At 73.8% G+C, this 19934-nt stretch carries 19 protein-coding genes and 1 riboswitch; of the genes, 8 read left to right on the top strand and 11 right to left on the bottom strand.

Annotation, left to right across the window (positions count from 1 at the left end; translation table 11 throughout):
- Positions 1-47 precede the first annotated feature (47 nt).
- Both ACL02O_RS07405 and ACL02O_RS07400 read right to left on the bottom strand, forming a co-directional pair.
- Positions 48-1238 (bottom strand): sensor histidine kinase, encoded by a 1191-nt coding sequence (locus tag ACL02O_RS07405; RefSeq protein WP_412817219.1) that lies wholly within the window; start codon positions 1236-1238, stop codon positions 48-50.
- Positions 1239-1251: 13 nt separating this feature from the next.
- Positions 1252-1917, bottom strand: a complete 666-nt coding sequence (locus tag ACL02O_RS07400) for a response regulator transcription factor (RefSeq protein ID WP_412817218.1) — start codon at positions 1915-1917, stop codon at positions 1252-1254.
- 351 nt (positions 1918-2268) lie between these two features.
- Here ACL02O_RS07400 and ACL02O_RS07395 point away from each other — a divergent pair, with 351 nt between their 5' ends.
- From ACL02O_RS07395 to ACL02O_RS07385, 3 genes are all read left to right on the top strand, one after another.
- The gene (locus tag ACL02O_RS07395; RefSeq protein WP_412817217.1) at positions 2269-3474 is read left to right on the top strand and encodes a DUF2786 domain-containing protein; all 1206 of its coding nucleotides are present in this window, start codon (positions 2269-2271) and stop codon (positions 3472-3474) included.
- Between the two features lie 102 nt (positions 3475-3576).
- Positions 3577-3936, top strand: a complete 360-nt coding sequence (locus tag ACL02O_RS07390; protein WP_412817242.1) for a YciI family protein — start codon at positions 3577-3579, stop codon at positions 3934-3936.
- Positions 3933-5177, top strand: a complete 1245-nt coding sequence (locus ACL02O_RS07385) for an RNA polymerase sigma factor (protein WP_412817216.1) — start codon at positions 3933-3935, stop codon at positions 5175-5177. Before ACL02O_RS07390 ends, ACL02O_RS07385 begins: the two co-directional genes overlap by 4 nt.
- 171 nt (positions 5178-5348) lie before the next feature.
- Here ACL02O_RS07385 and ACL02O_RS07380 read toward each other — a convergent pair whose 3' ends face one another.
- The 5 genes from ACL02O_RS07380 to ACL02O_RS07360 all read right to left on the bottom strand — a co-directional run bounded on the left by ACL02O_RS07380 (position 5349) and on the right by ACL02O_RS07360 (position 9784).
- Positions 5349-5834 (bottom strand): hypothetical protein, encoded by a 486-nt coding sequence (locus ACL02O_RS07380; protein ID WP_412817215.1) that lies wholly within the window; start codon positions 5832-5834, stop codon positions 5349-5351.
- A 203-nt stretch (positions 5835-6037) separates the two neighbouring features.
- Positions 6038-6211: a CsbD family protein gene (locus tag ACL02O_RS07375; RefSeq protein WP_412817214.1), complete on the bottom strand. Its 174-nt coding sequence runs from the start codon at positions 6209-6211 to the stop codon at positions 6038-6040.
- Between the two features lie 98 nt (positions 6212-6309).
- Positions 6310-8565: a heavy metal translocating P-type ATPase gene (locus ACL02O_RS07370; protein WP_412817213.1), complete on the bottom strand. Its 2256-nt coding sequence runs from the start codon at positions 8563-8565 to the stop codon at positions 6310-6312.
- Positions 8566-8579: 14 nt separating this feature from the next.
- Positions 8580-9539, bottom strand: coding sequence for a hypothetical protein (locus ACL02O_RS07365; RefSeq protein WP_412817212.1), 960 nt, complete (start codon positions 9537-9539; stop codon positions 8580-8582).
- 35 nt (positions 9540-9574) lie between these two features.
- A complete protein-coding gene (locus ACL02O_RS07360; RefSeq protein ID WP_412817211.1) occupies positions 9575-9784 on the bottom strand; it encodes a heavy-metal-associated domain-containing protein in 210 nt (69 codons plus the stop codon).
- A gap of 153 nt (positions 9785-9937) precedes the next feature.
- Between ACL02O_RS07360 and ACL02O_RS07355 the strand changes: the two genes are divergently transcribed.
- From ACL02O_RS07355 to ACL02O_RS07345, 3 genes are all read left to right on the top strand, one after another.
- Complete coding sequence (locus ACL02O_RS07355) at positions 9938-10237, top strand: metal-sensitive transcriptional regulator (RefSeq protein ID WP_412817210.1); 300 nt, start codon at positions 9938-9940, stop codon at positions 10235-10237.
- 74 nt (positions 10238-10311) lie between these two features.
- Complete coding sequence (locus ACL02O_RS07350) at positions 10312-10599, top strand: SHOCT domain-containing protein (RefSeq protein ID WP_412817209.1); 288 nt, start codon at positions 10312-10314, stop codon at positions 10597-10599.
- A gap of 291 nt (positions 10600-10890) precedes the next feature.
- A riboswitch (cyclic di-AMP (ydaO/yuaA leader) is annotated at positions 10891-11021 on the top strand.
- A 4-nt stretch (positions 11022-11025) separates the two neighbouring features.
- The gene (locus tag ACL02O_RS07345; RefSeq protein ID WP_412817208.1) at positions 11026-12042 is read left to right on the top strand and encodes a coiled-coil domain-containing protein; all 1017 of its coding nucleotides are present in this window, start codon (positions 11026-11028) and stop codon (positions 12040-12042) included.
- 66 nt (positions 12043-12108) lie between these two features.
- On the opposite strand, the gene ACL02O_RS07340 is transcribed toward ACL02O_RS07345, so the two are convergent.
- The gene (locus ACL02O_RS07340; RefSeq protein WP_412817207.1) at positions 12109-12792 is read right to left on the bottom strand and encodes a carbonic anhydrase; all 684 of its coding nucleotides are present in this window, start codon (positions 12790-12792) and stop codon (positions 12109-12111) included.
- Positions 12793-13075: 283 nt separating this feature from the next.
- Between ACL02O_RS07340 and ACL02O_RS07335 the strand changes: the two genes are divergently transcribed.
- Both ACL02O_RS07335 and mycP read left to right on the top strand, forming a co-directional pair.
- Positions 13076-13414 carry a helix-turn-helix transcriptional regulator gene (locus tag ACL02O_RS07335; RefSeq protein WP_412817206.1) on the top strand — a complete coding sequence of 113 codons (339 nt, stop codon included), beginning with the start codon at positions 13076-13078 and terminating at the stop codon, positions 13412-13414.
- 57 nt (positions 13415-13471) lie between these two features.
- The gene (gene mycP, locus ACL02O_RS07330; RefSeq protein WP_412817205.1) at positions 13472-14710 is read left to right on the top strand and encodes a type VII secretion-associated serine protease mycosin; all 1239 of its coding nucleotides are present in this window, start codon (positions 13472-13474) and stop codon (positions 14708-14710) included.
- A gap of 268 nt (positions 14711-14978) precedes the next feature.
- Here mycP and ACL02O_RS07325 read toward each other — a convergent pair whose 3' ends face one another.
- The 3 genes from ACL02O_RS07325 to eccCa form a co-directional block, all read right to left on the bottom strand.
- Complete coding sequence (locus tag ACL02O_RS07325; protein WP_412817204.1) at positions 14979-15260, bottom strand: WXG100 family type VII secretion target; 282 nt, start codon at positions 15258-15260, stop codon at positions 14979-14981.
- Positions 15261-15288: 28 nt separating this feature from the next.
- Positions 15289-15597, bottom strand: a complete 309-nt coding sequence (locus ACL02O_RS07320) for a WXG100 family type VII secretion target (protein ID WP_412817203.1) — start codon at positions 15595-15597, stop codon at positions 15289-15291.
- 299 nt (positions 15598-15896) lie between these two features.
- The gene (gene eccCa / locus ACL02O_RS07315) at positions 15897-19862 is read right to left on the bottom strand and encodes a type VII secretion protein EccCa (RefSeq protein ID WP_412817202.1); all 3966 of its coding nucleotides are present in this window, start codon (positions 19860-19862) and stop codon (positions 15897-15899) included.
- Positions 19863-19934 lie beyond the last annotated feature (72 nt).

The following is a 19934-nucleotide window of genomic DNA, read 5'->3' as shown; positions in this document are numbered from 1 at the left end:
GTGCCCACCGAATCTTGGAAAGTTCTTGCCCGCCACCGGGCCGGCGCTCAGGCCGGGGGCAGCAGGAGCGTGAAGGTGGCCCCCCGGCCCGGCGCGCCGGCCACCTCGACCGTGCCCCGGTGCGCCCCGGCCACGTGCTGCACCAGCGCCAGGCCCAGCCCGAACCGCCGCCCGGTCCCCGAGGTGCCGTGCGCGAACCGGTCGAAAAGGCGGTCCGACTCGGCGGGGTCCAGCCCCACCCCGTCGTCGGCGACCTCGGCGGCCACCTGCCCGTCCCGGTGCCGCACCGTCACGGTGACGTGCCCGCCGGGCGGCACGTGCCCGACGGCGTTGTCGACCAGCGCGGTGAGCGCCCGCCGCAGGGCGGTACGGGCACCCCGGACCGGGGCCGGCGCGGACGCCTCCACCCGCAGGTCGACCTCGCGCCCCAGGGCGTACGCGGACATGCTCGCCACCACCTCGCGGGCCACCTCGGCCAGGTCGACCTGAGTGTCCGGCAGCGGCTGGTGCTCGGCGGCGGCGGACACGAGCAGATCCTCCACCACCTCCCCGAGCGCCCGGGTGTCCGCGACGAGCTGGTCGAGCTGCTCGGTGAGCCCCTCCGGTGACCGGGTGCGGGCCCGCCGGGCCAGCAGCTGGGCCCGGGTGTGCAGCACGGTGAGCGGGGTGCGCAGCTCGTGCGAGGCGTCAGCGACGAACCGGCGTTGCAGGACGAGCGCGGTGGCCAGCGGCGCGACCGCCCGCCGGGCCAGCAACGTGGCGGCGACCAGCGCGCCGGCCAGGCCGGCCAGCTCGGCCACCAGCAGCGCGAGGGCGAGCTGCTCCTGCTGCCGGCGCAGCGGCGCCAGGTCGGCCACGACGGCCCAGCGGCTGCCGTCCGCCCGGCGGGCGACCAGCACCCGCAGCGGGTCGTCGTCGTCGACGTTCGTGTCGTACCGGCCCGGCTGCCGGACCACCGCGTCGTGCAGGACGCGGTCCAGCTCCCGCGGCGCGCTCGGGGTCACCTCGACCGGGCTCGCGTCCGTGCCCTGCCGGGCGAGGAACTGGCCGGGCGGCGGGTCGTCCACGTCCTCGGCCATCGCCAGCACCCTGGTCAGCCCCGCGTTCAGCGCCCGGGACTGCTGTCCGATGGTCAGCACGTACATCAGCGCGCCGACCAGCAGCAGGACCAGCCCGATCGTCCCGGCGGTCTGGGCCACGCTCCGCCGCCGGGCACGAATCAGCCGGGCCTCGTCCATCGCGCCGCCCGGCTCAGCCCGGGCCGAGCCGGTAGCCCAGCCCGTGCACCGTACGCACGGCGTCGCGGCCCAGCTTGCGGCGCAGGTGGTGGACGCAGGCGTCGACGGTGCCCGGGGCGTCGGCGTGGTCGAAGGCGGCGCTGAGCAGCTCGGCCCGGGTGAAGACCTTGCTCGGCCGGCCGGCCAGGGCGTGCAGCACGGCGAACTCCCGGGCCGAGAGCGGGATCTCCTGGGTGCCGTCGAGCACCCGCCGATTGCCCACGTCCAGCCGGCGCCGGCCGAGCGGCAGCCAGCCGGCCGTCTCCGGGTGCCGGCGGCGCAGCGCCCGGAGCCGGGCCAGCAGCTCGGCCACCTCGAACGGCTTGACCAGGTAGTCCTCCGCGCCCGCGTCCAGCCCCTCCACCCGGTCGTCGACCGAGCCGCGGGCGGTGAGCAGCAGCACCGGACAGGTCACGCCCCGGGCCCGCAGCCGGGTGACCAGTTCCAGCCCGTCCAGCGCCGGCAGTCCCCGGTCGACCACCATGACCTGGTAGTCGCGGGTGAGGGCGTGGTGCAGCCCGGTGTGCCCGTCACCGACCACGTCGACCGCGTACCCCTCCTCGGTGAGCAGGTCGGCGAGCAGACCGGTGAGGGCGCGGTCGTCCTCGACCAGCAGCAGGCGGGGCCGGGTGCTCTCCACCCGCCCAGTATTCACCCCTGCCGCAGCGGCTCCCGCTCGCCGCGTCTGCCGCCGCGCCGCGACCGCGCCGCCTGCCCGGCGACGCACGAGATCTGCGGTCCCGATAGCGATATGCCGCTGGGTCATGTTCATGCCGGGGAGCCATATCCCCCGCGGAGCGGTGACTCTCCCCCGCACGGCACGTTTGTCGGGCCGGGCCGAGGGCCGCGGCCCGCAGGCACGGGTTCATGCCCGGCGCCGGGCGGCGGTCGACCGCGGTGGTGAGGGCGCTCACGGGCAGCCGGTCCGGCCCGCCGGTACCGTTCCTGCTCGGGTGCGCGACCCGCCCACCCGCCGGAGAGGGGGCCACTGGTGTCGGACGCCGAACGGCTGCTCGCCGACGCCCTCACGGCGGCCCGCGGCACCGACGTACGGGCGGCCGAGCGGGCGCTGGACCGGCTGGTCGTCGGCGACGGCCCGGCGGTGGACACGGCGCTGCTGGCCCGGCTGGCGCGCGGCGTCGGGCGCCTCTGGCCGCGCGGCTGGCAGCCGGTCGACCTGGACCGGATCGCGACCCGGCGGCTGGCGCCCCGGGGCACGCGGCTGCTCCGGGACGTGCTGGCCGCCCAGCGTCGGGAGCAGCCCGGCCCGGTCCCGCGGTGGTTCGACGACCAGTTGGCCGAATTGGGCGCGGCATGGGACGCGGACGCGGGCTGGCTGGACCGCCGGGCCGAGGGCGACCGGATCACCACCCTCCGGGACGCGGTGGACGCGCTCGGGCTGGTCGAGGGGCTGCCCCCGATCGCCACGCTCCGCCCACCACCCGGCGCCACGACGGCCACCCCGCGCGCCGCCGCGCCGGCCGCCGGCTCACGGATGTTGGACCGGGTACGCGCGCTGCTCGCCAAGGCCGAGTCGACCACCTTCGCGGCGGAGGCCGAGGCGCTCACCGGGAAGGCCCAGGAGCTGATGGCCCGGCACAGCATCGACGCGGCGCTGCTCGACGCGACCGCCGAGCGACCCGACCAGCCGAGCGGGGTACGGCTGGGCACCGACGCCCCGTACGCGGCGGCCAAGGCGCTGCTCATCCAGGAGGTGGCGGGGGCGAACCGCTGCGAGTCGGTCTGGTCCGACGACCTGGGCTTCGCCACCGTGCTCGGCTTCCCCGCCGACCTGGCCGCGGTCGAGCTGCTGCACACCTCGCTGCTGGTGCAGGCCACCGCCGCGATGCTGCGCGGGCGGGGCAAGCGCCGCAAGGGCAGCGGCCGGCGGACCAAGGGCTACGACGAGTCGTTCCTCAACGCGTTCGCGCTGCGGATCGGGGAGCGGCTGCGGGCGGCCACCGCGGCGGAGGAACGTGCTGCGGCCGAGGAGCGCGACGACGACCGGCTGCTCCCGGTGCTCGCCGCCCGCTCGGACGCCGTCCGGGAACGCGTCGACCAACTCTTCCCCGGCACGACCCGGCACCGCCTCCAGGTACGCGACGCCGAGGGCTGGACCTCGGGCACCTCGGCCGCCGATCGGGCCTCGCTCGACGTCGGCGCGCCGGCGCGCCGCGCGGTACGCCACGCCCGCTGATTTTTCTCGGGGAGGATGTCGGATCGGACGTCCCGGCTCCGACCCGTCTGCGAGAGGCGCCACCGCCGGTGGCCCGTACCCGAGGAGTGGACCGTGAAGTACATGCTGCTGATCTGGAACCGGCCCGGCTTCGTCGAGGAGCTGTCCGAGGAGGAGCGGAACTCGATCTTCGGCGAGGTCGACGAGATCATGAAGGAGTTGACCGAGTCCGGGGAGCTGGTCGGCGGCGAGGCGTTGGCCCACCCGTCGCAGACCCGTACGGTCCGGCACGCGGCCGGCGGCGCCCAGATCACCGACGGGCCGTTCGTCGAGAGCAAAGAGCAGTTCGCGGGTTACCTGACGGTGGACTGCGAGACCCCGGAACGGGCCGCGGAGATCGCCGCCAGCTGGCCGGACGTGCGGCACGGCGTCGGGGTGCTGGAGGTGCGGCCGGTGATGGACCAGGCCGGGACGGAGATGTGACGTCGCCGATCGTCGAGGACCTGTTGCGCACCCTCGCGCCGCAGGTCCTCGGCGTGCTGGTCCGCCGGCACGGCCAGTTCTACGCCTGCGAGGACGCCGTCCAGGAGGCGCTGCTCGCCGCCGCCACCCAGTGGCCGGAGCAGGGTGTCCCGGACCATCCCCGCTCGTGGCTGGTCACCGTGGCGACCCGTCGCCTCACCGACGAGTGGCGCAGTGAGCGGGCCCGCCGGGACCGCGAGGTCGCGGTGGCGGTCCGCGAGCCGGCGTACGCGGCGGTCGCCCCGCCCGCCGACGAGGAGCGGCCGGCCGCGGACGACACGCTGAAGTTGCTCTTCCTCTGCTGCCACCCGGCGCTCGGCGTCTCCGCCCAGGTCGCGCTGACCCTGCGCGCGGTGGGCGGCCTGAGCACGGCGGAGATCGCCCGGGCGTACCTGGTGCCGGAGGCGACGATGAGCCAGCGGATCCGCCGGGCGAAGCAGCGGATCGAGGGGGCCGGTGCCCGGTTCGTCATGCCCGCGCCCGCCGACCGGGACGAACGGCTGCGCGCCGTTCGGCACGTCCTCTACCTGATCTTCAACGAGGGCTACACCGCCTCCAGTGGCGGGCAGCTGCGCCGCGCGGAGCTGACCCGGGAGGCGATCCGACTGGCCCGGGAGCTGCACCGGCTGCTCCCGGACGACGGCGAGGTGGTCGGGTTGCTGGCGCTGATGCTGCTCACCGACGCGCACCGGGCCGCCCGGACCGGCCCGGACGGGGAGCTGATCCCGCTCTCCGAACAGGATCGCGCCCGGTGGGACCGGGCGGAGATCGAGGAGGGCGTGGCCCTGGTGACCGCGGCGCTGACCTGGTCGCCACCGGGCCCCTACCAGGTGCAGGCGGCGATCGCGGCGGTGCACGCCGAGGCGCCGTCGGCGGCGCAGACGGACTGGCCGCAGATCGTCGCGCTCTACCGGGTGCTCGCCCGGATCGCGCCGAACCCGATGGTCACCCTCAACCGGGCCGCCGCCGTGGCCATGGTGGACGGCCCCCGGGCCGGGCTCGCCCTGCTGGCCCCGCTGGACGGCGACCGGCGCATCGCCGGGCACCACCGGCTCGCCGCCGTCCGCGCCCACCTGCTGGAGCTGGCTGGCGAGCGGGGCGCGGCGCGGACGGCGTACCTGGCCGCCGCCCGAGCCACCACCAGCCTTCCCGAGCGGCGCTACCTGGAGGTACGGGCCGCACGACTGACCACCGACCGATGAGTGCCACCGATCCCGGGAGTCCATCTCACATGGCACAGGTGACCAGTCAGATCTCGGTCTCGCTCGACGGGTACGTCGCGGCGCCGGGGCAGAGCAGGACGGATCCGCTGGGCCGGGGCGGCCTGCGGTTGCACGAGTGGCTCTTCGCCACCGGGAGCTGGCGCTACCGGGTCAGGCCCGGCACTCCCGGGCCAGACGCTGCGGGATCTGCACGAACGTCGAGCTGAGCCACTTCACCGGGCTCGCCGACTTCGCGCCGGCGTCGATCTTCTGCGCGGTCTCGGTGACCAGTGTCTTGATCTCCGGGTCCTCGGCCTTGGCAGCCTGGCCGCGTACGTCGTCGGCCAGGTCGGCGAGGTCGGTCCTGACCTCCGCGTTGATCTGCTCGGGGGTGAGCTGCTTCCTGGTGGCCGCCGCCGAGTCGGCGGCGATCTCCTTGCTCTTGGCGATGATCAGCTTGTCCACCGCGGCGCAGACCGCAGCCGTGTTCGCCGCGGTCGGCGGGGACGGTGCGACGGTGGTCGGCGCGGGTTCGGCGGCGGAGACGCTTGGAGCGGCGGTCGGGGCCGCGGCGTCCTCCCCTGGTGACTGGCAGGCCCCGGCGAGCGCTGTCATGGTCACCAGGGCGGCGGCGCGGATCGCGGTGGCGACGGGCATCGGTCTCCCCGTACGGTCGTCGGCCGGTGGCGGCCGGTGGTCTGCCGGGGCTTCCTCGCGGTGCCGCCGCCCGCGCCCCGGACGGATCGGGCGGCGTCGGATCAAGTGTGCCGGGCACGCGGCGTGCACCGCCGGACCCCCGGTCCGCGCGCAGCACGCCGGGCCGGCGAGGTGCCGGCCCGGCGTCGGGTACGAAATGTTGTTCAGCTCTTGAAGGCGTCCTTGACGTTCTCGCCGGCCTGCTTCAGGTTGGCCTCGGCCTGGTCGTTGCGGCCCTCGGCCTCGAGGCGCTCGTTGTCGGTCGCCCGGCCGACGCCCTCCTTGACCTTGCCGGCGGTGTTCTCGGTCGCGTTGCCGATCTTCTCGTCGAAACCCATCGGAACCTCCACAGAGCAGCTGTCCTGACGATGTGGAGGTACCCCGCCGGCCGGCGGCTCAACCCACATGAATCACCCAGAGTGCACCCGGGCGCGGCTCAGCCGACCGGGCGGAAGCTCCGGAGCCGGAGGCTGTTCGCCACCACGAAGACCGAGGAGAAGGCCATCGCGGCCCCGGCGATCATCGGGTTGAGCAGGCCGGCGGCGGCCAACGGCAGGGCGGCGACGTTGTAGGCGAAGGCCCAGAACAGGTTGCCCTTGATGATGCGCAGGGTGCGGCGGGAGAGCCGGATGGCGTCCACCGCCGCCATCAGGTCACCCCGGACCAGGGTCAGGTCGGACGCCTCGATCGCGACGTCGGTGCCGGTGCCCATGGCCAGCCCGAGGTCGGCCTGGGCCAGCGCGGCGGCGTCGTTGATCCCGTCACCGACCATGGCCACCGTCCGGCCGTCGCCCTGCAGCCGGCTTACCACGTCGACCTTGTCGGCGGGCAGCACCTCGGCGACCACCTGGTCGATGCCGACCTCGGCGGCCACCGCCTGCGCGACGGTGGCGTTGTCGCCGGTGAGCAGCACCGGGGTCAGGCCCAGTTCGAGCAGCCGGGCGACGGCCGCCCGGCTGGTCGGCTTGACCACGTCGGCCACCGCGAGGATGCCCCGGGCCTGGCCGTCCCAGCCGGCCAGCACCGCCGTCCGACCGGCGGCCTCCGCGTCGGTCGCCGTTCGCGCGACCTCCTCGGGTACGTCGAGACCGCGCTCCCGCAGCAGCCGGAGCCGCCCGACGACCAGGTCCCGGCCGTCGACCGATCCGGTCACGCCGAGCCCTTCGGCGTTGGCGAAGCCGCTGACGGCCGGCAGCGGGCCGCGCTCGGCGGCGCCGTCGGCGATCGCCCGGGCGATCGGGTGCTCGGACGCGGCCTCCAGCGCGCCGGCCAGCCGGAGCAGTTCGTCGGCGTCCTGGCCGGCGGCGGGGAGCACGTCGACCAGGGTCATCTTCCCGGTGGTGACGGTGCCGGTCTTGTCCAGCACCACCGTGTCCACCTGCCGGGTCGACTCCAGCACCTCCGGGCCCTTGATCAGGATGCCGAGCTGGGCCCCCCGGCCGGTGCCGACCAGGAGCGCGGTCGGCGTGGCCAGGCCGAGGGCGCAGGGGCAGGCGATGATCAGCACGGCCACCGCGGCGGTGAACGCGGCGGTCGTCCCGGCCCCGGTGCCGAGCCACCAGCCCAGTGTGCCGGCGGCCAGGGCGATCACGATGGGCACGAAGACCCCGGAGATCCGGTCGGCGAGCCGCTGCACGGCGGCCTTGCCGGTCTGCGCCTGCTCCACCAGCTTCGCCATCTGGGCGAGCTGGGTGTCCCCGCCGATCCGGGTGGCCCGGACGACCAACCGGCCCCCGGCGTTGACGGTCGCGCCGACCACGGTGTCCCCCGGCCCGACCTCGACCGGCACGGACTCGCCGGTGAGCATGCTGGCATCAACCGCCGAGGTGCCGTCCTCGACCACGCCGTCGGTGGCGACCTTCTCGCCGGGCCGGACCACGAACCGGTCCCCGACGACGAGCTGGTCCACCGGGATCCGGGTCTCCCGGTCGTCGCGCAGCACCGCGACGTCCTTGGCGCCCAGTTCCAGCAGGGCCCGCAGGGCGGCGCCGGCGGTCCGCTTGGATCGGGCCTCGAAGTAGCGGCCGGCGAGGATGAAGACGGTCACCCCTGCCGCCGCCTCGAGGTAGATGTTGCCGGCGCCGTCGGTGCGGGTGATGTCGAAGCGGAACGGGTGGGTCATCCCGGGCATCCCGGCGTCGCCGAGGAAGAGCGCCCAGAGCGACCAGCCGAAGGCGGCGAGCGTGCCGAGCGACACCAGGGTGTCCATGGTGGCGGCACCGTGCCGCAGGTTGATCCAGGCCGCCCGGTGGAACGGCAGGCCACCGTAGGCCACGACCGGGGCGGCGAGCGTCAGTGACAGCCACTGCCAGTAGTCGAACTGCCAGGCCGGCACCATGGCCAGCAGGATCACCGGGACGGTCAGCACCACCGACACCCACAGCCGGGTACGCAGCGCGCGCAGCTCGTCCACCGGCTCGGCGGTCGCCTCGGTGGCGGCCTGCGCGGGCGGCGGCGGTACGGCGGCCGTGTAGCCGGTCTTCTCCACCGTGGCGATCAGGTCGTCCGGGGTGACGTCGTCGGCGTACCGGACGGTTGCCTTCTCGGTGGCGTAGTTGACCGTCGCCTCGACGCCGTCCATCCGGTTGAGCTTCTTCTCGATCCGGGCGGCGCAGGACGCGCAGGTCATGCCGCCGATCGCGAGTTCGATCCGGTTCGGCGCGACCGGCAACGCCTTGGCGGTCGAGGTCATCGCGGCACCTCCTGTCAGCTGTGTCCGTGGCCCGGGGTGCCGTGGTCGGCGTCCGGGCCGGGTGCGGTGGTGGTCGGCGCGGCGGGCGGCGGGACGTCGCCCGCCACCACGGTGAACTCCGCGGTGTGCACCGCGTCGCCGTGCCGGAAGTCCAGGTAGAGGCGGTACGTCCCGGTTGAGGGCACCTCGGCGGCGAAGGTGACCGCCGGGCCGGCCGGGGTCCGCCCGTCATCGGGCGTGCCCTCCGGGTGCACGTGCAGGTACGCAAGGTCGCCCTGGCGCAGCGCCACCAGGTGCCCGTACGCCCCGAGATAGGGCTGGAGGTCGGTGACCGGTCGCCCGTCCCGGCTGACGGTCAGGGTGAGCCGGCTGGTGCGGCCGGGCTGTGGGGACCCGGCCAGGGTGACGGTGTAGCCGTCGACGGTGGTGCTGGTGGCGGGTGCCGGCAGCGGCCGGGATTCCAGCGCGCCGGGGACGGTGACGTCCACCCCGAGGGTCAGCGGATCGCCGCCGGCCGGGGTGAAGTCGGCGAAAACCCGCCAGACCCCGGGCCCGGTGAGCGGCGAGGCGACCTGCCAGACGCCGTCGGCGGCCAACTCCGGATGGACGTGCCGGAAACCGGAGAGGTCGCGCCGGGCGACGATCAGATGCATCCGCTTGTCGTGCGCCACGTCGAAGCGGGTGACCGCCCGGCCGTCCGGTCCGGTGATCCGGAAGGCGAACTCGCCGCCCGGGGCGGCCGTCGGTTGCAGGGTGTAGCCGCGGTCGGAGACGAGCAGCCCGCCGGGCAGGTGGCCGGCGGCGTCTCCGCCGGCGTGGCCGGCTTCGGCGGAGTCGTGGCCGGGTCCGGCGGTGTCGTGGCGGCTCTCGGCGGCGGGGGCGACGGGGCCGACCAGGTGGCCGGCCCCGTACGCCGCGCCGAACACCGCCGCGAGGCCGAGTGCAAAGCCGCTCAGCTTCGTCGCCGTGTTCATCGTGGCACCTCGGTTTCCTCGGGTCGGCGGACCCGTCACGCCCCGACGAGGTCGTATCCGGCCTCGTCCACGGCGGCGCGCACGGCGCCCGTGTCCAACGGGCTCTCGCTGGTGACGGTGATCTGGCCGGAGGCCAGGTCCACCTGCACATCGGTGACGCCCGGGAGGGCGCTCACCTCGGTGCTGACCGAGTTGACGCAGTGCCCGCAGGTCATGCCCTGCACCTGGTACGTGGTGGTAACCATCGCTACTCCCCTTCCCGCCGCCCCATCCTATACCCCCCAGGGGTAGCTGGAAGAGAGCCGGCTGCCATTTCGGTCCGATGCCAATACCCCGTGGGGGTATTGCCACTCACCGGACCGTACCATACCCCCGAGGGGTACGCTATCCTCGATCTCATGACCGCACCGTCGACCCCGACCCGGGGCTACACCGCCAGCAAGGACCAACTGCTCGCGCGGCTCCGCCGTATCGAGGGCCAGGTCCGCGGCATCGAGAAGATGGTCGAGGACGACCGCTACTGCATCGACGTGTTGACCCAGATCTCCGCGATCCAGGCAGCCCTGGACAAGGTCGGCCTCGGGCTGCTCGACGGGCACGCCCGGCACTGCATGCACGAGGGCGCCGCCGAGGGGCGCGCCGACGAGATGGCGACCGAGATGATGGCCGCCATCGGCCGGCTGATGAAGCGGGGCTGACCCGGGACTTCCGGCCCGCCCGACCCGGCCCGCCCGACCCGGCCCGGGCGGGCCGCAGCCGTCGTACGTTCGGGGTGGCGACCGGGGCCGGCGCCCTCCTCGCGCCGGACCGGCCGACCCTCGGGTACGGAGAGGAGGGCGGCCAGATGATGTGGGACGGCCCGATGATGGGCTGGATGTGGATCTGGTCCCTGCTGGGGCTGGTGGTGCTGGTAGGGCTGGTGTGGCTGGTGTTCCGGCTCACCGAGCGGGACCGCACCGGGGACCACACCTTGTCGGCCCGGCGCATCCTCGACGAGCGGTACGCCCGCGGCGAGATCGACGAGGAGGAGTACCGCCGCCGTCGCGCCGGCCTCGCCTGAGCGGCCGGCGCCGAGTGCCCGGCGATGTGACCGGCCGGGCCGTGCGCCGGCCCGCTGCCGCGTCGCCACGGTGGTGCCGCCCTGGCGGCCCTCGGCGGGCGGCCCGGGCCGGACGGGACCACGGAGGTCGCATGGTGACACTCCGCAGCGTGACCATCGATCTCAAACGCGACGCCGGTCACGCAGGGCCACGACGAATTGGGGCTTCTGGTCGGCTTCCGGACGTAGATCCCGCCCGGGCTCTCGGGTAACCTCGCTGCCGGTCACCGCCAAAGGCGCGCAGCGGCGCCAGCGGTACCACCGCCCAATCGCCGGCAGGCGAGCCGGGGAACCAGGTACCTGGGGTGAGTCCGCGCGAGCGGTAGGGGCCACTTCCGTCCCGAACCCGACAGCTAACCCGGTCGGCGGTCGACGGAAGGGAAAATTGTGACGGCACCCCTGCGCCGCTGGTTGACACCCGTGGTAGCCGTGTTCGCCGCGTGCGCCATCGTCGTCGGGCCCGCCCCGGCGCCGGCCGCCCCGAGCACCCCCACCCCCTCCGAGCACGAGGAGGACGGTGACCTGCTCATCACCGACGCCATCGCCCAGGCGAACCGGAACTACCTCCAGGCCAAGACCAAGCTGGAGAAGTCCAAGAAGCGCCAGCTCCAGCTCGCCCAGGAGGTGAAGGCGGCGGAGGAGCAGCTCGACGCGCTGAGCCCGCAGATCACCGCGATCGCGGCGCAGTCCTACCGGACCGGCCGGCTCGGCGCGATGACCATGCTGCTGGAGAGCAACTCGCCGGACTCGTTCGTCCACCGGGCTGTCGCGCTGGACGAGCTGAACATGGTGCACGCGCAGAAGCTCGCCGACATCAACGCCGCGAAGACCCGCGCCGAGCAGGCCAAGCTGGCCCTCGACGCCGAGGTTCGCGAGCAGCAGAAGCAGGCCAACGTGATGGCCCGGGAGAAGGCCGAGACGGAGAAGGCGCTGAAGCTGGTCGGCGGCCTCGGCTTCACCGGCGGCCTGGTCTCGGCCACCTCGAAGGTGGCCGCGATCGGCCCCGGCCGCACCGCCGACGGCGACTGGAAGCCCGAGTCGTGCAGCGAGGACGACCCCACCACCTCGGGCTGCGTCACCCCGCGCACCCTGCACGCGTACAAGGAGGTGAAGAAGGCCGGCTTCAACCGGTTCGTGGGCTGCTACCGCTCCGGCGGGCCGTGGGAGCACCCCAAGGGCCGGGCCTGCGACTGGTCGCTGCAGAAGAGCGGCTTCTCCCCCTGGCACAACAACGACATGCGGATGTACGGCAACAACGTCGCCGCATTCCTCATCCGCAACGCCGACCGGCTGGGCATCTACTACGTGATCTGGAACCGGCAGATCTGGTTCCCGGCGACCGGCTGGAAGTCGTACAGCGGACCGTCCAACCACACCGACCACGTGCACATGTCGCTGCTGTAGCTCCGGCACCCCCGACCAGGGCCGTCCCGCGAACGCGGGGCGGCCCTGGTCGCGTTCGGGGTTCGGTCAGCCGGCGAGGGCGGCGGGCGCCTGGTCCGCGGCCCCGGCGGCCGGACCGGGCAGCGCGCCGCTCGGCTTGCGGGCCGGCGCCTCGGCCACCGTCCGCACCTCGCCCGCGCTGAGCCGGTACGACATGCCCACCACCCCGCACCGCCCGGCGGACACCCGCTCGGCGAGCACGGCGGAGCGGGCCAGCATGGCCTCCACGGTCTGCGCGATGTGGATGTCGACGATCCCGTCGACGTCCTCGACGCCCTCCCGCGCGGCCCGCAGCAGGCTGGGGGCGACGGCATCCACCACCGCGCCGAGGTGCCCGGCCGGGGACGTGCCGGTGCTCACCGACTCGCGGGCGGCCTGCACCGCGCCGCAGGAGTCGTGCCCGAGCACCACGACCAGCGGGGTGCCGAGCACGGTGACCGCGTACTCGACGCTGCCGAGCACCTCGGGGCCGACGGTGTGGCCGGCGGTGCGTACCACGAAGAGGTCGCCGAGGCCCCGGTCAAAGATGATCTCGGCGGCGAGCCGGGAGTCGGAGCAGCCGACGATCACCGCGAACGGGTGCTGGCCGTCGGCGACGGCGGCCCGGTGACCGGCATCCTGATTGGGATGGCGTGGGGCGCCGCTGACGAACCGGCGGTTACCGGCGTACAGCTCCGCGAGCGCCTGTTCCGGAATGTTCGGCGGCGTCAATGCAGTGCCCTCCTCGTCATGCCCTGACGGCCCTCGCTGGGCTCGGCGCGACCGGTCACGGCAGTCACCTCGTCCTCGCGCGAAACGACCTGGTCAGCCCGGTCGGCGGCGGAGGCGGCCCCGCCGACCACCGTCACACGCAGCACAAGGCACGTCAAGATTTACCTGATACGCATTTCGTGCGTTGAGCCACACCCGGACCTTGCCCGGCGCTCACCCCCGCGGCCCACCGGCGCGACCCCGGACCGGGCCAGGACCGGCCGACGCCCCAGCGGGCCATACCATGACCATCATGGCGACGACAGCGGGCGGGAACGGGAGCCCCCGGAACTGGACCTTCCTCACCAACCACGGGCACGTGCTGCTGGCCATCGCGCGCAACCCGACGGCGCGGCTGCGGGACGTGGCCGGGGAGGTGGGGGTGACCGAACGAGCCGCCCAGGCGATCGTCGCCGACCTGGAGGCGGGCGGGTACCTCCGGCGCACCCGGGTGGGCCGGCGCAACGAGTACACGATCAACCCGAGCGGCCACTTCCGCCACCCCGCCGAGGCCGACCAGCAGGTCGGCGCCCTGCTGGCGCTCTTCACCACCGGGCCGGCCACCGCGCCCGCCGAACGCTGACCCGGCCCGCCGCGCCCGTCACCGCGCGGCGGGCGCCGCGACGGTAGTCTCAGCCGCGTGCGCGACAGCTTGCGGTCGGACGGTACGACGGCGAACACCGGCACCGGACACCGGTTCCGGTCCCTCCTCAGTGGAGCCGTCGCGGCGCTGCTCGGCACCGTCCTGATGGCGCCCACCCCGGCCGTGGCGGCCCCGCCCCCGTGCGGCCCGCCCGGCAACCCCGCCCCGACCCAGCCGACCTGGGCACTGGACCGGCTCGCCCCGGACTCGGCCTGGCGGGTCACCCGGGGCCGCGGGGTCACCGTGGCGGTGATCGACTCCGGCGTCTCGCCCAGCCACCCCCTGCTGCGCGGCAAGGTGCTGTCGGGCAACGACTTCAACCACCTCGTCCACCGCCAGGGGCAGTGCGACCTCGTCGGCCACGGCACCCTGGTCGCGGGCATCATCGCCGGCCGGGAGGGCACCGGCGTGCCGTACAGCGGGATCGCACCCGAGGCGAAGATCCTGCCGGTGCGCGTGCTGGCCGACAACCAGCGGACCTTCGACGAGTCGATCCCCGCCGAGATCGGCCGGGCGATCAGGTGGGCCGTCGACCACGGCGCCGACGTCATCAACCTGTCCCTCGTGACCCTTGAGGACAAGGCGCTCAAGGACGCCGTGGACTACGCCCTCGGCAAGGACGTGGTCCTGGTGGCCGCTGCCGGCAACCGGCAGGAGAACCAGCAGGACCAGCCGGCCTACCCGGCCGCGTACGACGGGGTGATCGCCGTCGCCGGGATCGACGAGAAGGGCGAGCACGTCGGCAGCTCGGTCACCGGCGACTACGTGGACATCGCCGCGCCCGGCCTGAACATCGTCGGCCCGGCCCCCGGCGGATCGGGTTACCTCTACGAACCGCAGGGCGGCACCAGCTTCGCCGCCGCGTACGTCTCCGGGGTGGCCGCCCTGATCCGGTCCGCGCATCCGGACCTCACCCCCGAACAGGTCGCGTACCGGCTGACCCGGACCGCCGACAACCCCGTCGACGGGCACAACGCCGAGATCGGGTACGGCGTGGTCGACCCGTACCGGGCAGTGACCAGCCTGCTGGGCACGCGGGCCAACCCGCCGCTCGGTGCGATGCCGAAGCCCGAGCCACCGGCCGACCCGCTGGCCCGGCAGCGGACCGTGGCGATCTGGGTGGCCGCCGTCGGCGCGGTGCTGGCCGGCGCACTGCTGACCCTGCGGCCCATCCTCAGCCACGGCCGCCGGCGCGGCTGGCGCCCGGGACGCCGCTCCACACCGTTGGACGCCTAGGGTCTGTGTCCTGCGGCTCGCCCGAGCGAGCCGAGGCACAGCGGGCGACCGGCAAGGCAGAGGCCCGGCCGGATACCGCGGTGGCAGCCGGGCGGACCGACAACGCCGCCGGTCGTCGTCCGCGCCCGGCCCCCCTGTGAAAAAGGCCACAGGGCGCTCCGCCGGGCGCGTCAGCCTGCCGTGGGGCCTCGGCGACGCCGCCGACCGCCCCCGGAAAGCACTACAGCTCCGTCCCGGCAGAGCCGGGGCGGAGCCGCAGGAAACCGGATCAGCTCCCCCAGACCTTGGAGTTGCTCATCTCGGTGGTCATGTAGTTCTCGCGTGCGATACCGACCGCGTGGCCGATGTCGTTCAGGACCTTGTTGATGTCCCGGACGGCGGCGTCCCACTGGGCCTGGTGCTGCTCGTAGGCGACGCGGTCCTGGCCCTCCCACTCCAGCTTGGTCAGCATCGACCGCAGCGTGTCCAGCTTCTCGTCGATGGTCCGCGAGATGGCCTGCATCTGCTGGTTGCTGCTCTCGAGGACGGCGTAGTCAACCTTGATGCTCATCTGTTCCTCCTTTGCCTGTCGTCGCGGATCACGGGTTGAGAGCAGCGTGGAACTTGTCCAGCATCTGCTGCTGCTCCTCGTCGTTGACCTGGTGCGTCGTACCCGACTTGTCGAGCAGGTCGGCGATGTTGTCCATCGCCGTCAGCAGCTTGACCGTGTCCTCGTTCCAGCGGTTCATGAGCGACTGGAAACCGGTCGACGCCTGACCCTTCCAGGCGATCGCCAGATCGTCCACGACGTTCCACAGCTTCTTGAGCTCGCCGTCGACATCGCTGCGCGTGGACCGCACGTCACTCGCGGCGGTGTGCAGAGTCGCTGCACTGACCTCGAACGCCATGCTTCACACCCTTCCGTCATCTTCGTGGCGGCGGATCCGCCGCGCCCCTCCCCCGCGGCAAGGCGTGCACACCCCACCGACGGACACTTCAATCGAACCGTAGCGGACGACATCCAGCCCGCGCAGCCCTGCATTCGGACCGTGCTGATGCCGCACGTCAAGAGCAGCAACGGATCAAGCCGACGACAGTACGAGATGGACGGACGCCCCCGTGCAGCGTCCACCCCTCGGGACAGCAGCCGGCAGGAACCAGCCCCCGACCGGCACCCGCGGCCCGGTTCGCGGCCGCTGCCGGTCTCTCAGGCGGGCTCCGTCCACGCCGTCTGGATCAGCTGCTGCCCGTCCCGGCGACGGACCAGGGTGCCCCGGCCCGGCGGCTGGGGACTCGGCCGCAGGTTGCCGAAGACCGCGCCCTCCTCCCGGCTGCCGGACATCAGCAGGCCCGGCGAGTCCAGCTCACGCAGGCGTTGCAGCACCGGCTCGTAGAGGGCCCGCGCCACACCGCCGACCCGCCGCGTGATGATCAGGTGCAGGCCGATGTCCCGGGCCTGCGGCAGCAGCTCGTGCAGCGCGCTGAGCGGGTTGTTGCCGCCGGAGGCGACCAGGTCGTAGTCGTCGACCAGGATGTAGAGGTCCGGCCCCTTCCACCAGCTCCGGTCACGCAGCTGGGCGGTGGTCACGTCCGGTCCCGGCAGCCGGTTCTGCAGGGCGCTGCGGATCGACCCGAGGCCCTGACTGAACACCTGGTTGGACGGCGCGTAGTCGAGCAGGTGGTCACCCTCCACCGCGCCGAGCAGACCCCGCCGGTAGTCGGCGATGACCAGCCGGGCCTGGGCCGGGGTGTACCGCTCGGCGATGCCCCGGGCGATCAGCCGCAGCAGGTTGGTCTTGCCGCACTCCGCGTCGCCGAACACCGTCAGGTGCGGCTCGCTCGCCAGGTCCAGGTGGACCGGGGCGAGCGCCGACTCGTTGACGCCGATCGGGATGCCCGGGGCCGACCGGTCGATCACCTTTGCCAGCTCGGCGACCGGCAGCTTGCGCGGCAGCAACCGGACCTTCGGCGCCGGGCGGCCCGGCCAGTTGGCCGCCACATGACCGGCCAGGGCCACGGATGCCTCGGCCAGGTCCTCGATCTCGCGCTTGCCGTCGATCCGCGAGACCGCGGTGAGGAAGTGCAGCTTGTCGCGGGTGAGACCACGGCCGGGCGAGCCGACCGGCACGTTCTGCGCCGCCCGCCGGTCGATCTCCGACTCGGCCGGGTCACCGAGCCGCAGCTCCAGCTTCGTGCCGAGCAGGTCGCGCATGTTGATCCGGATCTCCGCCCACCGCACGGCGGTGACCACCACGTGTACGCCGAAACCGAGCCCCCGGTTGGCCAGGTTGGTGATGGTCTGCTCCAGCTCCTCGTACTCCTGGCGCAGCGTGTTCCACCCGTCCACCACGAGGAAGATGTCACCGAACGGGTCGTCGGCGAACTCACCGGCCGCCCGGCGCCGCCGGTAGCTGGCCACCGAGTCGATGCCGTGCTGGGTGAAGCGCAGCTCCCGCTCGTCGATGATCGCGACCACCTCGGCGATGGTCCGCCGGACCGCCTCGGCGTCCCGGCGCCCGGCCACCCCGGACATGTGCGGCAGCCCGTCCAGGCTGCGCAGCGCGCCGCCGCCGAAGTCGAGACAGAAGAACTGCACCTCGCGCGGGGTGTGGGTGAGCGCCAGCGAGGCGAGCATCGAGCGCAGCATGGTGCTCTTGCCGCTGAGCGAGGCGCCGACGATGACCACGTTGCCGCCCGCGCCGGACAGGTCGACCATCATCGGGTCGCGCCGCTGCTCGTACGGGCGGTCGACGATGCCGACCGGCACGGTGAGCCGGCCGCGGCCGGGCCAGTCGGCGGTGGTCAGGCCGTACGTCGGATGCACCTTCAACGGCGGCAGCAGCTCGCCCAGACCCGGCGGGTCGGCCAGCGGCGGCAGCCAGACCTGGTGTGCCGGGTGCCCCTGCCCCTTGAGCCGGTCGATCAGCACGTCCAGCATCGCCACGGCCTTGCCGTCGCCGGTCTGCTCCGGCTCGGGCGCGGTCTCCACCGGGGCCGGCGCGGCCGGCACCGGCACGTAGTCGATGCCGTAGGGGACGATCCGGCGCTGCACCTGCGCCCGGGTGGACCGCTGCACCTGCCCCGGCGCCCGGTACGGCCCGGAGACGTACGCCGCCCGGAACCGGAGCATCGTGCTGGTGTCGGTCTTGAGATATCCATGGCCGGGCGCGCTCGGCAGCTCGTACGCGTCGGGCACGCCCAGCACGATCCGGCTCTCCACCGCCGAGAACGTCCGCAGACCGATCCGGTACGACAGGTGGGTGTCCAGGCCGCGCAGCTTGCCCTCCTCGAGCCGCTGGGAGGCCAGCAGCAGGTGCACGCCGAGCGACCGGCCGAGCCGGCCGATCATGACGAAGAGGTCGATGAAGTCCGGCTTGGCCGCGAGCAGCTCGCTGAACTCGTCACAGATGATGAGCAGGCTGGGCATCGGCTCGAGCGGCTCGCCGGCCGCCCGGGCCTTCTCGTAGTCGTACCGGGAGACGTAGTTGCCGGCCGCCCGCAGCACCTCCTGGCGACGGTTCATCTCGCCGGCCAGGGCGTCGCGCATCCGGTCGACCAGCGGCAGCTCGTCGGAGAGGTTGGTGATCACGGCGCTGGTGTGCGGCAGCGCGTCCAGCGAGGCGAAGGTGGCGCCGCCCTTGAAGTCGACCAGGACGAAGTTGAGCTCCTCGGACGAGTGGGTCACGGCCAGCGCCGCCACCACCGTCCGCAGCAGCTCGCTCTTCCCGGAGCCGGTCGCGCCGATGACCAGGCCGTGCGGGCCCATGCCCTCGTGCGCGGACTCCTTGAAGTCCAGCTCGACCACGTTGCCGTCCGGCCCCAGGCCGAGCGGGATGCGCAGCCGGTCGCGCTGGCTGCGCGGCCGCCAGGTCTGCCGGGTGTCCACGGTGGCGGCGTCCCCGACGCCGAGCAGGTCCGGCAGCTCCATGCTGCGGGCCAGCGGCTCCTCGGTGCTGGCGCCCTGCTGCTGGGAGAGCCGGTACGGGGCGATCTGCCGGGCCAGGCCCTCGGCGCCCGCCAGGCTGAGCCGGTCCGGCCTGCCGAGCCGGGACGCGGTCGTGCCACGGACCAGGTCCAGCCCGGTGCCGTCGCCGGCGTCCAGGCAGAGCAGCCAGCGGCCCGCGTCCCGGGGCACCGTGCCGGAGAGGTCGATGACCGTGGCGCCGAGCAGGCCCGGCCCCATCAGCGCGCAGGTCGGCGAGACCTCCCCGCCGTCGAGCACCACCACCAGGTGCGGGGCGGTGGTGAGCGGCTTCGCCTCCGGGGCGAACCGCGGGCGGCCGCCCAGCTCGTTGGCGAGCGCCGTCTCGGCCTCGGCGAGGCTGGCGAAGACCATCCGGCGGGCGCCCGCGGCGTCCGTACGCCCCGGGTGCTGGGCGTGCGGCAGCCACTTCACCCAGTCCCACACCGGCTGCCGGTCGTGGGCGGCCACCACCGCGACGATCAGGTCGTCCGGGGCGTGGAAGGTGACCAGCTGACCCACCGCGGCCCGGGCCAGGTCGAGCACGGCCTCCCGCTCGCCGCGCAGCGCGATCCGACTGAACGCGCGCAGCGACAGCGCGGTGGGCAGATCCGGCACGCTGGAGTGCGCCCGGACGAACCGGCGCAGCGCGATCGCGCTCATCGGCTCCAGGTCGTCCACCGGCTTGGTCTCCGGCGGCACGATCTCCACGGCCAGCCGCTGCGGGCCGAGTGCGATCCGGGTCTCGCCGAAGTCGTCCTCGGTGATCCGCCGTTCCCAGAGCCGGCGGGAGGCGGCGATCGACCAGAGCGCGTCCGGCTCCGGGTGGCGCCAGGTCATCGCCGCGCGCTGCTGCTCGGCGGCCCGCCGGGTGCGCTTGCGCATCTGGGCCAGGTAGCGCATGTAGTCGCGCCGCTGGGCGTTCAGCTCGGCCTTGTCGTTGCCGCCGTTGCCCAGGGTGCCGATCGCCATGCCGAGCATCGACACGCCGAACAGGCCACCGGCGACGTACGTCATCATGCCGCCACCACGGCCGGCGTAGAGGAAGGCCATCGCGCCGACACCGCAGAGCATCGGCAGGATCATCAACACCTGGCCCATGCCCCGGGGCTGCTGCTCGGGCAGCTCGGGCGGAGACTCCAGCAACACCTCGCCGCGCGGCAGCGCGGGCCCCGGTTGACGCGGAAGCCGACGGAACACCACCGTGCTCACGGCTGTCTCCTTCCCAGAAGCTGCCCTGATCGTGGTCTGCCAACTCCCCCGAGACGTCGGGTGGGCAACCTG

The organism is Micromonospora mangrovicola, from assembly GCF_047200535.1.
Classification (GTDB): Bacteria; Actinomycetota; Actinomycetes; order Mycobacteriales; family Micromonosporaceae; genus Micromonospora.
Note: the sequence above shows the minus strand (reverse complement) of the source record. Positions and strands in the feature narration are given on the sequence as shown.